General features: G+C 33.6%; 12 protein-coding genes. 7 read left to right on the forward strand and 5 right to left on the reverse strand.

Features of this window, described 5'->3' with window-relative positions; all coding sequences use genetic code 11:
• Positions 1–48: 48 nt before the first annotated feature.
• Together THEWI_RS02015 and THEWI_RS02020 are read left to right on the forward strand one after the other, a co-directional pair.
• Entirely contained in the window at positions 49–2,520 is a 2,472-nt protein-coding gene (locus tag THEWI_RS02015; RefSeq protein ID WP_014062251.1) for a beta-mannosidase, read from the forward strand.
• A 49-nt stretch (positions 2,521–2,569) separates the two neighbouring features.
• Complete coding sequence (locus THEWI_RS02020) at positions 2,570–3,913, forward strand: GH1 family beta-glucosidase (protein ID WP_014062252.1); 1,344 nt, start codon at positions 2,570–2,572, stop codon at positions 3,911–3,913.
• Positions 3,914–3,970: 57 nt separating this feature from the next.
• Here the strand turns inward: THEWI_RS02020 and THEWI_RS02025 are convergent, their stop codons facing one another.
• From THEWI_RS02025 to THEWI_RS02040, 4 genes are read right to left on the reverse strand one after another with little or no spacing between them, the layout of a single operon-like run.
• A complete protein-coding gene (locus THEWI_RS02025) occupies positions 3,971–4,765 on the reverse strand; it encodes a metal ABC transporter permease (protein ID WP_014062253.1) in 795 nt (264 codons plus the stop codon).
• Positions 4,758–5,522, reverse strand: a complete 765-nt coding sequence (locus tag THEWI_RS02030; RefSeq protein ID WP_014062254.1) for a metal ABC transporter ATP-binding protein — start codon at positions 5,520–5,522, stop codon at positions 4,758–4,760. Before THEWI_RS02030 ends, THEWI_RS02025 begins: the two co-directional genes overlap by 8 nt.
• Positions 5,523–5,524: 2 nt before the next feature.
• Positions 5,525–6,409: a metal ABC transporter substrate-binding protein gene (locus THEWI_RS02035; RefSeq protein WP_014062255.1), complete on the reverse strand. Its 885-nt coding sequence runs from the start codon at positions 6,407–6,409 to the stop codon at positions 5,525–5,527.
• 18 nt (positions 6,410–6,427) lie between these two features.
• A complete protein-coding gene (locus THEWI_RS02040; protein WP_003869866.1) occupies positions 6,428–6,844 on the reverse strand; it encodes a Fur family transcriptional regulator in 417 nt (138 codons plus the stop codon).
• Between the two features lie 192 nt (positions 6,845–7,036).
• Here THEWI_RS02040 and THEWI_RS02045 point away from each other — a divergent pair, with 192 nt between their 5' ends.
• The 4 genes from THEWI_RS02045 to THEWI_RS02060 all read left to right on the forward strand — a co-directional run bounded on the left by THEWI_RS02045 (position 7,037) and on the right by THEWI_RS02060 (position 11,094).
• On the forward strand, positions 7,037–7,975 hold the full coding sequence (locus tag THEWI_RS02045; RefSeq protein ID WP_014062256.1) for an AAA family ATPase: 939 nt from the start codon (positions 7,037–7,039) through the stop codon (positions 7,973–7,975).
• Between the two features lie 19 nt (positions 7,976–7,994).
• A complete protein-coding gene (locus tag THEWI_RS02050) occupies positions 7,995–9,137 on the forward strand; it encodes a DUF58 domain-containing protein (protein ID WP_014062257.1) in 1,143 nt (380 codons plus the stop codon).
• Complete coding sequence (locus tag THEWI_RS02055; RefSeq protein ID WP_014062258.1) at positions 9,121–10,446, forward strand: hypothetical protein; 1,326 nt, start codon at positions 9,121–9,123, stop codon at positions 10,444–10,446. Before THEWI_RS02050 ends, THEWI_RS02055 begins: the two co-directional genes overlap by 17 nt.
• A 75-nt stretch (positions 10,447–10,521) precedes the next feature.
• Complete coding sequence (locus THEWI_RS02060; protein WP_014062259.1) at positions 10,522–11,094, forward strand: LemA family protein; 573 nt, start codon at positions 10,522–10,524, stop codon at positions 11,092–11,094.
• A 146-nt stretch (positions 11,095–11,240) separates the two neighbouring features.
• Here THEWI_RS02060 and THEWI_RS02065 read toward each other — a convergent pair whose 3' ends face one another.
• Positions 11,241–12,125: a selenium metabolism-associated LysR family transcriptional regulator gene (locus THEWI_RS02065; protein ID WP_014062260.1), complete on the reverse strand. Its 885-nt coding sequence runs from the start codon at positions 12,123–12,125 to the stop codon at positions 11,241–11,243.
• A gap of 426 nt (positions 12,126–12,551) precedes the next feature.
• Between THEWI_RS02065 and asrA the strand changes: the two genes are divergently transcribed.
• Positions 12,552–13,604 (forward strand): anaerobic sulfite reductase subunit AsrA, encoded by a 1,053-nt coding sequence (gene asrA / locus THEWI_RS02070; protein WP_014062261.1) that lies wholly within the window; start codon positions 12,552–12,554, stop codon positions 13,602–13,604.
• Positions 13,605–13,613 lie beyond the last annotated feature (9 nt).

Consider the following 13,613-nt stretch of genomic DNA (forward strand, 5'->3'; position numbering starts at 1 on the left):
TACAGTAAAAATGGTAAGGCAAGAAAATTTAAAAAAGGTGATTTAATTATGGAAAAACGTATTTCTTTAAATGGGGTATGGCATTTTAAAGAAGCAAATTCTAAGAAATGGTATGAAGGAGAAGTTCCAGGATGTGTCCAGCTAGATTTAATGAGACTTGGGGAAATAGATGATCCCTATTATCGAATGAATGAGGTAAAATTTCACAAATTAGAAGAAAAAGAATGGGTATACAAAAAAGAATTTGATTTTAATGCAAAAGACAAAAATGAATATGACGCGATAAAATTAGTTTTTGAAGGAATAGATACTTTTGCTGATATATACTTAAATGGAATACATTTAGGAAAAGTACAAAATATGTTTATACCTTATGAATTTGATATTAAAAACATAATAAAAGATGGAAATAATGTATTGGAAGTGCACTTTGATTCCATAACAAAAACTATAAAAGCTATGGAACAAACAAGTCCTGTGAAACTTGAATGGTCAGGAGAAAGTGGTAGGCCTTATGTAAGAAAGGCTCAATATTCTTATGGTTGGGATTGGGGACCAAGGATAGTTCAAGTTGGTTTATGGAGAGGTGTATACTTGTCTTTAGTAAAATATGCAGAGATTAAAAACCCATATTTCTATACAGAAAAAATTGAGCAAAACAAAGCTTATGTAGTAATAAGTGCAGAGATAGAAGGGTATATAGTGCAAGATTTTGAAGCTGAAATAGAGATAATACATAACGACATTTCATATGGGAAAAAGCGAGTAAAAGTTCAAAAGAACAGAATAAAAACCACAATGCTTATAGAAAATCCTAAATTGTGGTATCCAAATGGAATTGGAGAACAGCCACTTTACGATATAAGAATAAGACTTTTAACGGGTGAAGAAATAATAGATGAAAAAAGCTTTAGAAGCGGAATAAGAACTGTGAAGTTAATAAGAGAAAAAGATGAAGAAGGAGAAAGCTTTATATTTGAAATAAATGGAGTAAAAGTCTTTGCAAAAGGAGCCAATTGGATACCAGCTGACAACCTATTACCCAGATTAACCAAGGAAGATTATTATGAATATATAAGACTTGCAAAAGATGCAAATATGAACATGTTAAGAATATGGGGAGGAGGGATATATGAAGATCCAGCATTTTATGATGCCTGTGATGAAATGGGCATAATGGTATGGCAGGATTTTATGTATGCCTGTGCTCAGTACCCTGACCAATTTGAATGGTTTCAAGAATTAGCAAAAGAAGAAGCAAAAAAAGTCATATTAAGTCTTAGAAATCATCCCTCGATTGTATTGTGGTGTGGGAACAATGAAAACAATTGGGGATTTCATTCCTGGTGGAATAATAAAGATCCAAAATATTTGGGCAATTACATTTATAAAGAAATATTGCCTAAAGTGTGTGCCAGATTAGATCCATCGAGGCCTTATTGGGTATCAAGTCCTTATGGAGGAGAAGATCCAAATAGTGAATCAGAAGGAGATAGACATCAATGGAATGTATGGAGCGGATGGATAGATTATGAAGAGTATACAAGAGATAGAGGAAGATTTTTAAGCGAATTTGGATTCCAATCAATGCCAGATTGGAAAACAGTGCTCTCCTATACAGATCCTGAAGATAGAACAATACTGAGTCCAGTTATGATTTCTCACAACAAAATGGTAGAAGGAATGGAAAGATTAATAAGATTTATGGTAGGACACTTAGGATTTCCTAAAGACCTTAAAAGCTTTGTTTACTTAAGTCAATTTAACCAAGGAGAAGCTATAAAGACAGGAGTAGAACATTGGAGATCAAGAAAATTTAAGACAGGAGGGACACTGTACTGGCAGTTTAACGACTGTTGGCCTGTAGCAAGCTGGTCTTGTATTGATTATTACAAGAGGAAAAAAGCATTGTATCACTATTCAAAGAAATTTTATGCAGAGATTTTACCATATATAAAAGGAGAAGATGGGGGTATCACAATTTATGGAATAAGTGATTTAACTTGTGATGAAGAAGTAGATGTAGTTATGAAAGTTTTTAAACTAAACGGTGAAAAAATTGCAGAGAAACATTTAAAAACGAAATTAATAGCAAATGACGTTACAAAAATAGCTCATTACCAAATTGAGGAATTAAATATTGGATATCGTGCAAAGGAGATGCCCATAGCAATACCTGGCTGTACATTACCAATAGAGGAAAATGGAGAATTATTAAACAGCGTAATATATGTAGAAATAATCGCTAATGGGAAGACTTATGAAAATTATAAAGTATTTGATAGGTTTAGAAACTTGAACCTATTACAGCCAAGGATTTCTTATGAAATAGTGGAGAATAAAATAGTTTTAGAAACAGATATTCCAGCATTTGGAGTTTTTATAGAGACTGATAATGATGTAGAGTTATCGGATAATTGTTTAAATATGATGCCAAACAAAAAATATGAAATAAAATGTTCACAAAATCCAGAGAATGTAAAGGTATTTGACATTACTCAATTAATAGCGAATATTTGAAGTAAATAAAATCCTTCACCAATTACCATTAAAGATAGGAGTGATAATATTGATAAAATTTCCAAAAGAATTTGTTTGGGGTGTAGCTACATCATCGTACCAAATTGAAGGAGCTGTGAATGAAGATGGAAGAACTCCTTCCATATGGGACACATTTTCAAAAACAGAAGGGAAAACCTATAATGGTCACACAGGAGATGTAGCCTGTGACCATTATCACCGTTATAAAGAAGATGTAGAGATAATGAAAGAAATAGGCGTTAAAGCTTATAGATTTTCCATTGCATGGCCAAGAATATTCCCAGAAGAAGGGAAATACAATCCTAAGGGAATGGACTTTTATAAGAGATTAGTAGATGAATTATTGAAGAGAGATATAACGCCAGCTGCAACAATTTACCATTGGGATTTACCGAAATGGGCGTATGACAAAAGAGGAGGTTGGCTAAATAGGGACAGTGTAAAATGGTATGTAGAATACGCCACAAAGCTATTTGAAGAATTAGGGGATGCAATACCCTTATGGATAACCCACAACGAACCATGGTGTGCATCAATATTAAGCTATGGGATAGGAGAACATGCGCCTGGACACAAAAACTACAGAGAAGCACTAATTGCAGCTCATCATATACTACTTTCCCATGGAGAAGCAGTAAAAGCCTTCAGAGAAATGAATATAAAAGGGAGTAAAATAGGCATAACACTAAACTTAACCCCTGTATATCCTGCCAGCGAAAAAGAAGAAGACAAATTAGCAGCCCAATATGCTGACGGATTTTCTAACAGATGGTTTTTAGATCCAATATTTAAAGGCAATTATCCAGAGGACATGATGGAATTATATAGTAAAATAATTGGAGAATTTGATTTTATAAGAGAAGGAGATTTAAAGACTATAAGTGTTCCGATAGATTTCCTTGGAGTCAATTATTATACAAGAGGCATTGTAAAATATGATGAAGAATCTATGTTAAAGGCAGAGAATGTGCCGGGTCCAGGTAAGAGGACAGAGATGGGATGGGAGATAAGCCCAGAGTCTTTGTATGACCTTTTAAAGAGATTAGATAGAGAATATACAAAACTGCCTATGTATATAACAGAGAATGGAGCAGCATTTAAAGACGAAGTAACAGAGGATGGACGAGTACGCGACGATGAAAGAATAGAATACATAAAAGAGCATTTAAAAGCGGCAGCAAAATTTATAGAAGAGGGAGGCAATTTAAAAGGATATTTTGTATGGTCGCTGATGGATAATTTTGAATGGGCACATGGATATTCAAAGAGATTTGGAATAGTTTATGTAGATTTTAACACGCAAAAGAGAATATTAAAAGACAGTGCATTGTGGTATAAAGAGGTAATAGAGAAAAGTGCTATTGAAGAATAACAGTTAATAAACAGGCTGTTAACATAGAAGTCTATTGTTAACGGCCTGTTTTTACTTTTACCTCTTCTTCAAAGAGGCAAGTCCCATTATTATAAGTGAGATGATAACTATACTTCCACCGGGAGATAAGTTTAAGTAAAAGGATAGAAATATTCCTGAAAAAACTGATATGAAGGAAAAGAGTATTGCATAAAATATTGTCTGTTTAAAGCTTTTGGCGATTCTTAAACTTGCGGCAGCCGGTATTACCATTAGGGCTGAGACTAAAAGCGCACCTACAATTCTCATGGCGAGGGCAACGGTTAAAGCTACTAGTATTGTAAAGAAGAAATTGATATAGCTTACGGGTATCCCTGAAATTTTTGCGGCTTCTTCATCGAAGGTGATGTACAATAACTCTTTGTACAGCAAAACAATTGACGCCACTACAACAATACCGAGAGTCGAAATCAAAAGGACGTCAGTATTTGTTACAGACACAATACTTCCAAATAGATAATTCATTATGTTGGCTGCGCCGCCACGAGATAAGCTCAAAAGAATTATGGCAATTGCCATTCCTGCAGACATTACTATGGCTATTGATATTTCTGAATACCTGAAATATGTCTTCCTCAGTCTTTCTATTCCAAAAGAAGCTAAAAGTACTACAATTATGGAACCTAATGTAGGATTTATTCCAAGTAAAATACCTGCTGCCACTCCTGCTAAAGCAACGTGAGAAAGGGTGTCTCCTATTTGTGAAAGCCGTCTTAGCACAAGAAAGCTACCTGTTAAAGGTGCAATTATTGAAATAATGCTTCCGGCTATAAATGCTCTTCTCATAAATTCATAGGAAAAAATATCAATCATTGTTAACACTCCCATTGTGATGATGTTTTGTTATTTTTACTGGATATCCATATACTTCAGCTAATTCTCCTGCTGTAAGGTCGACGGCTTCACATTTTTCATTTATTTTACCTTCACTCATGCATATTATCCTGGATACTTTATCAGTAATTGCCCAAACATCATGGGTTACCATTACTATAGTTATTCCTTTTTCTTTATTTAATTTTTCAAGGATAGCGTATAAAGCCTTTTCAGACTTTGCATCAATTCCTGTTGTAGGTTCATCCAAAAAAAGTATTTCTGGTTTTACAACTAAAGAGCGGGCTATGAAGACCCTTTGTAGTTGTCCTCCCGATAGTCTTCCTATTAAACTGTGCTTATAATCGAGCATGTCTACAATTTTTAAAGCTTCATATACTTCTTCCCAATCTTTTTTAGAAAGTCTTTTAAATATTCCTTTCTTTGCGTATAAACCCATTGATACTACTTCTTCTACACTGGCAGGAAAAGAGGCATTAAATGAATAAGACTTTTGAGGTACATAACTTATAAAAGACCTATTTTTTATATTTTGCAGCTTTACTCCATCGTACAGAACTTCACCAGAAGTGGGAATAAGATTTCCTACCATAATGTTGACTAAAGTGCTTTTTCCGGAACCATTAGGTCCGATGATTGCAACAAATTCTCCTTTATTTATTTTTAAAGAGATATTATTTAATATTTTTTTAGTATCATAAGCAAAGCTGACATTCTTAAGTTCAACCAAGTTCATTTTCACCTACTCCAATCCTTTTTTAAGTTTTCAAGGTTTTGCTTCATTAGTGAAAGGTAATCTTCTTTTTTCTTTATATCTTCTTTTGTAAGGCCTTCAATTGTATTAAGATGTAAGACTTGTACTCCTGACTCTTTCGCTATAGTCTGTATAGGCTTTGGAGAAGTCAAGGGTTCTGTGAAAATGTATTTTATATTTTCACTTTTTATAAGATTTATAATTTCTGTCATTCTAGCAGGGCTTACCTCTGCTTCTTCATCTGAACCTACCAATGCTTCTTGCTTTAAGCCATAGTCTCTTGCTAAATAATCAAAAGCGCTGTGGTATACAATAAAGGTTTTGTGCTTTGTCTGTGAAAGAGTGTCAGTGTACTCTTTATCAAGAGTTTCTAATGTAGTTTTTAAATTTTGATAATTTTTCTCAAAATAATCTTTATCATTAGGGAAACTTTTTTGTAAAGCCTCATGTATGTTCTTAGCCATTATCAAAGCTTCTTTTGGCGAAAGCCATATGTGAGGATTTGTTTGATTGCCTTCAATAATTGGGGTTATGCCTTTTGATACTTCATAAAATGTTACATTTGGAGCATTGGTTTTTATTTTGTCAATCCAAGAGTCCATTCCCAAACCTAAGTAAAGAATAGTTTTTGCCTTTGTCATTTCTGCCACGTCTTTTGTGGCAGGTTCCCAATCGTGGGGTTCGATTCCTGGCGGTATTATAGTTCTTACTGTTATTTTGTCACCACCAATTTTTGATGCAAGGTCATAAATTGGGTAAAAAGATGCATATACTACAGGTTTTGAAGATTCTACTGTTTTTGTGCCACAAGAGGTTATACCTAAAATTAAAGTCATGATAAGCAGTATAGCGATTAAAGTTTTTTTCATAAATATTACCTCCTATAGTTAGTTTTTATTGCTCCTGCAATCTTTGCAATAACCAACGATTTCTATTTTGTGGTCTACAATTTCAAAGTCTTTTATCTGGTTTATCCAAAGTTCGAGAGGGCATATGTCTAGTTCAAAGATTTTGCCGCATTTTAAACATCTCATGGTATGACTGTGTATTTCTTTTCGCATTACATACATAATATTATTGCCAATTGTCGTTTCATTTAAAATATTTATATCTTTCAAAAGGCTCAAATTGCGATAAACTGTGTCAATACTTACTTGAGGAAAGACTTCTTTTACTTTTTCATAGATTTGTCTCACAGAGAGATACCCCTGCTGATTTAACATGATATCCAGTATTAATTCCCTTTGAGGAGTTAATTTGTAATTGTGCTCTTTTAATTTTTTTATTGCCTCTTGCTTATGCATTTTAATCACAACCCTTTATTAAATAAGAAATATTTCTTAATTAAGATGATATTACAATTTAGCAAAAAAGTCAATAGGAAATTTGCATAAATTTAAATTAAATGTTAACTTTTACATATACTATTGAAATTTCAGAAAATGTTTTCTATAATAAAAAGATAAGGTAAAATTTATTTGGAAAAAGGTGATAGGATGGAATATGCAAAAATATTAGAAGACGTAAGGAAAAACATTGAAAAAGTGATAGTAGGGAAAAGAGAAGTAATTGATTTAATGCTTACAGCTTTAATATCTTCAGGGCATATTCTTTTAGAGGATGTGCCAGGAGTTGGTAAAACTACTATTGCCAAAGCATTAGCTAAATCTATTAGTTGTGAGTTTAAGAGGGTGCAATTTACTCCCGATTTACTTCCTAGCGATTTGACAGGGATAAATGTTTACAATCAAAAACTCAATGAATTTGAGTTTAAAAAAGGCCCTTTGTTTACCAATATATTGTTAGCTGATGAGATAAATAGAGCGACACCCAGGACTCAGTCTAGCCTTCTTGAATGTATGGAAGAAAGGCAGGTAACTGTAGACGGTGTCACTTATCCTTTAGACAAACCCTTTTTTGTTATTGCTACGCAAAATCCTATAGAAAGTTACGGCACTTTTCCTCTTCCCGAGGCTCAAATAGATAGGTTTTTGATGAAAATAAAAATGGGATATCCTAAAAGAGAGGAAGAGCAGAGAATAATAGACCTTTTTGATAAAGGTAGTCCCTTAGAGAATATTCAGCCAGTTTGCAGCAAAGAGGATATAATAAAAATGCAAAAAGAGTATACCAATGTGTATGTGGAAAAAGATGTTGCCAATTATATTTTAGATATAATTGAAAGGACAAGAGAAGATAGGGAGATAGAATTGGGAGCAAGCCCAAGGGCTACATTGGCTTTTTATAAATCTTCTCAAGCTTATGCTTATATAAAAGGAAGAGATTTTGTGACACCAGACGATGTAAGGTATATTGCACCATTTGTGCTTTCTCACAGAATTATTTTAAAAGGGGTAGGTAAACTTAAAAATTTAAAGGCGGAAGATGTAGTGAAAAGAATCTTAGAAGAAGTTCCAATCCCTCTTGAAAAATAGAAATTAGGTGGTTTTGAAAATGAATGCTTTGTGGTTTATTCTTGTTGTGGCTTTTGTATTAGCCATGCAAGCTAATCTTTATAAAAAATACATTTTTAAGGATTTGAAAATAGAACGGAAATTTGAAAATCCAGCTATTTTTCCTGAAGAAAAGACAACGCTTAAGGTTACACTTGTAAATAAAAAAATTTTCCCTATTACTTATTTGAAGTTACAGCAAAAGATTCCTGTGGAACTTCAAATGGTAAAATCATCTATGGTGGAAAATAATGATAAAGTTAAGTATTTTCACACTACAGTGCTTTCTATGATGCCTTTTCAGAAAGTTACAAGGAAATTTGAAATTGTAGGTATAAAAAGAGGAGTATACAATCTTTTTGACCCCGTTAAAGTTTTTTCTACCGATTTATTTGGCAGTGAGGAATATGAAAGTGAAATATTGGCTCATGCGAGACTGGTGGTTTATCCTAATCTAATAGATTTGAATAGTTCTTTTGTTGTGGCTGATTCTCTTCAAGGAGACGTGTTTGTAAGAAGATGGATAATAGAAGACCCTATTATGATAAGTGGAATCAGAGATTATACTCCTTCTGACAATTATAAAGACATAAATTGGAAAGCCACTGCCAAAAATCAGACATTAAAAGTGAATAAATATGATTATACAGCAGATAAAAAAATAATGATATTGTTTAACATTGATTTTCACAGGTATCTGTTTAAGACTATTGACCTACAAGAGTTTGAAAAGGCAGTGGAAGTAGCAGCTTCTTTATCAGTGGATTTATTAAAAAAAGGCATTCCTGTTGGATTTTCTACAAATGCTATCTGCCTTTTTGAGGGGGATTACAGTATTATAGAGCCTTCTGCAGGAGAATCTCAGATTTCAAAGCTTCTTGAGGTTTTTGCAGGTTTGTCTTTTTTTAAGAGATATGACCTTGAAGAAATTTTAAGGCTTATGACAAATCATTTGTCATGGGGCACAGATTTAGTGGTTGTAACGCCTTTTGTAGATGATAAAGTTGTAAATGCTCTTTCTGACATAGGAAATACAAAAATTTCAATTGTTTCAATAAAGCCTAATGAAATTGGTCATTTGCCAACAAATATTAAGTTATTCTTTTATAATGAAGAGGGGAAGCAACTTGAAACTGTGGGATAGAGAAAAGTTTGTGAGGACGTTTTTGACAATTTTAGACGGCATGATGGTATTTTTAATTTACACCCTATTAAATGGGCTTTTTATTAGAGAAAAAGGTATTTCCTTTGGAATAATCCTTTTAGCTTCTTTAATAAGCGGGGTTTTTAACAATGCAGAAATTGAGATGAAAGAGAAAACTTATAAACAATTGAATTTAACTATAGGTGTTGTAATTAGCATTTTGTTGAGCGCAATAATTAGTGAAAATTATTATCAACTGGTGGCCATATTCATAGTGTTTTTGTATATTTGGTCAAGAGGAGTAAAAAACAGAGGAATATTCGTTAATGATATGTTAAATGTAGAACAATTTTATAAGCAGTTAATAGGTCTATTTGTCATAAATATTGCGAACTATTTTATGCCTCTTGAGGGGATATTGATAATTCCTAAATATAGCATTATTTATATTCTGTTGAGCATTTTTTTGCTTTTAGAAGTTAAAAATCTTAGATACGCCGATAATAGCTCAAATAAAAGAGTTTCGGCTTTTGAGTGGGCAGCAGTAAGCCTTATAATTTTAACTATGATTTTACTTTCTTCTCCTGCTGTGAGAGAATTTATCTATCATTATTTGTATGAAGGCATTGTAAAAATTTTTGTTTATGGCGCTTCTTATTTAGCTTATGGTTTGTTTTTAATGTTGTCAAAGCTTTTTAGCCTGCTGCATATAGACGAAGAGTATTTTAAAAAGGCGATGGAGGAAGCCTTAAAACAAGGTAATAGTAAGGAAAATATGTTTGAGGAGCAGATTCCTCAGGATTATGCTTGGCTTGTCCACATGATAAATGGAATAGCTACTTTATTAGCTGTTGTTATAATAATTGCTTTGATAGTATATATTGTAAAAGCAATAACAAAGCTACAAAAAGAAAAGCATGAAAGAGATTTTACAGAAGAAAAAGAGATTGATATAAAAATTGGGGATTTGCAAACATATAAAAGATTAAAAGGCATAAGCCAGAAAATGGCTGAAAATGTTCGAGAGCGAGTAAAAATTTATAGGGATTCGAGGGAAAGGGTAAGGTATTATTATAAAAGATTTTTAAAACACTTATACGAAAACAAAATTCTTGTAAAAGGCAACCATTCTAGTGAAGATGTTTATAAAAAAGTGGTGGAAGTTTTTCCTTTTGTGCATTCTGCAATGGAGGAAATTACAGCTCTTTACGAAAAAGTAAGATATGGAAATTATTATCCTCAATATGAGGAAGTAAAGGAATTTGAAATAAAGTTAAGAGAAATTATAAAAAATTTGAAACAAATTTAGATTTACTTTGTTGGAATAAATCGTATATAATAGTACTATAGAAAATATTTAGAAAATAGTGAGAGGGGAATGGCAGTGAAAAATCCGCTAATTATTACATTGATTGTTTTGGCTGTAATAGCTGTATTAGTATTTGGAACAATTTATGGAACTTATAACCAATTAGTGGCGTTAGATGAAAATGTAAATAGTAAATGGAGTCAGATTGATAATCAGCTTCAAAGAAGGGCTGATTTAATTCCTAATTTAGTAGAGACTATTAAAGGATATGCAGCACATGAAAAAGAGATTTTTGATAGTGTAAATAAAGCGAGAGAAAAACTTTTAAGTGCCAACACTGTTGCTGAAAAAGCAGCTTCAAATGATGAATTAAATACAGCATTGGGAAGGCTTCTTGCTATTGCAGAAAATTATCCTAATTTAAAAGCTGATGCAAATTTCAGGCAGTTAAGCGACGAACTAGCAGGAACTGAAAACAGAATAGCTGTAGCGAGAATGGATTATAACAATGCTGTTCAAGCTTATAACACCAAGATAAGGTCTTTTCCAACCTCTATCATCGCCAATATGTTTGGGTTTAAGGAAAGAGAATATTTTAAAACAGATGAAGCAGCAAAGACTGTGCCTAAAGTAGATTTTTCCAAATAAGCATTCCTGCAATAAATTAAAATAGCCTTTGCAAAAATGGTTAATATTTTACTTTATCTCTGTTTTTTGCGGAGGTCTTCTTGTCAAAATGTTGAAGCTGATGGGTGCATTTTAACCGGTGTGGCTGCAGGCTGTGCTTTGCGGTACTACCTTATGCTGTAATTATAAAGGTGTTTTATAAACTCTTCGAACAGATTCGACTTGAACTTATCTTTATGATAAATGATGCTAAACTTCCTTTCAAACCTTATATTTTCAATGTCAACTTTTACGAGCCTACCGCCTCTTATCTCCTTTTTCACGGCCAGCCTGGATATGACCGAAACGCCTATATTAGCTTCGATGGCCTTTTTTATGGCCTCCGTATTGTTAAGAACGTATTTTATTCTGTACCTTACGTTATTTCTCGCCATGGTCTCCTCAAAGATCTCCCTCGTTCCACTTCCCTTTTCTCGCATGATTATATCCTCATTTTCAATCTCTGCGGGGCTGATGCTTTTTTTCTCTGCCCACCTGTGGCTTTTTGAGCATACAAGATATAGCTCATCATCTATATAGGGTGTTACAACAATGTCCCTTGAATGGACCGGACCTTCGACAATGCCAAGGTCTATAGAATTGTTAAATACCAGCTTTTCTATCTCTGCCGTGTTGCCAATCGTAAAGTAGACGTCGATACTGAACTTTTTCCTGAACTCGCCGATTATCTCCGGTAGCAGGTAAATTCCCACCGTTGTACTGGTTCCCACTCTCAGCCTTCCCATCCTCATGTTCTTCACATCATCAAGAGTACTCTCTGCTTCCTTGACAAGATTGAGTATCCGCTTTCCGTAACTATACAGGATTTCCCCAGCATACGTGAGACTGAGATTCCTACCTATCCTGTCAAAGAGTCTAACTTGGAGTTCTCCCTCCATCTGCGATATGGCCTGGCTGATAGCAGGTTGAGACATATAAAGTTTTTTTGCGGCAGCAGACATGCTCTTTAACTCGCAAACGGTTACGAAAATCTCTATATCCCTGAGGGTCACAACGATCACCTCATATAACCATAAAATTATCATTTTCATAATATCATAATACTTTACTAATGAAAAGATAAAAGGAAAAAATTCGGCACTTTTCAACCTTCTCAAGTCTTGTGTTTTGTTGCACTTGTTATTTTTTCGTATTATTGTACTTTGCTCAATTAGGAAATGTTACTTTTTAGATTTTGGTTTACAATAGTATAGATGTATAAAAATTAGCGGTTTATATAAAATATTATTATCATTAATATAACTATTTATTATTAGACTAAAATTTTCGTGAGTGTTATACTTATATCAAAGAAAGTTAATTATTTAACATGAAAATATATTTTCATTCTTGGTTGTGCTTTGCTAAGCGTGGACGGTTAATTATTTGATGAAGAGATTATAAAAAATATCAAATGCCATGTATTGAGGAGGAAGAAGATGAGTTATTGTGTAAACATTAAAAGGATGAATGAAATCTTAAAAGAATTGCAAAAAGAGTATAAGGTATATGCTCCTGTCCGCTTTGAAAAGCGTGGTCGTTATTCAGACACTGATTTGATTCGATATGCAGAAATTAACTCAATTGAGGATGTAGTCTACGATGAGAAATCAGATTTTTCACCAAAAGAAGTGATTTATCCGATTACCCAGGCGCTATTCTACTTTACCGAATATGAATATATGGAAAGCAAGGTAGATGACAAAAAGATTCTGATATTTGCACGCCCCTGTGATATAAATGGCTTTAGACGACTTGATACTATCTTTCTCAAAAACGGAGGAACAGAAGATATTTACTACAAGCGTTTACGGGAAAAAGTAAAGTTTATTTTAATGGAATGCAAAGAAGGAGGTTGGGATAGTTGTTTCTGCGTCTCAATGGGCTCCAATAAAACCGACGACTACAGTTTAGCAGTTAGATTTGGCGATGATAAGATATTGGTAGAAATAAAAGACGATGAATTTACCAATTTATTTGCCGATGAAAGAGAAGTAGAATTTACCCCTAAATTCGTTACCTCTAACCCGACAAAAGTTAACATCCCTGAAATTGATAGCCATGAATTATTAGAAAAAATTTACGAACTCGATATGTGGAAAAGTTATAATTCAAGATGTATAAGCTGTGGAGCCTGTACCGCTGTGTGCATAACCTGCAGCTGTTTTAACACATTAGACGTAATATACACAGAAAACGGAAAAGTTGGTGAGAGGAGAAGGGTTCAGGCTAGCTGTATGCACGAAGATTTCACGACAATGGCAGGTGGACTGAGTTTCAGGAAAACCGCGGGAGAGCGGATGAGATTCAGAACTCTGCATAAAATTTATGACTATAAACTTCGTTTCAAAGACGAGCACATGTGTGTAGGATGCGGGCGATGTGATGAAAGATGTCCTGAACTAATATCTTTTCCGGCTACCATTAATCGCCTGTATGATGAAGTGGAAAAACTCAAAAAAGCGGAGACAACAAATAAAGATATAAGGTAAATAGCATCA

It is taken from the genome of Thermoanaerobacter wiegelii Rt8.B1 (assembly GCF_000147695.2).
Taxonomy (GTDB): Bacteria; Bacillota; Thermoanaerobacteria; order Thermoanaerobacterales; family Thermoanaerobacteraceae; genus Thermoanaerobacter; species Thermoanaerobacter ethanolicus.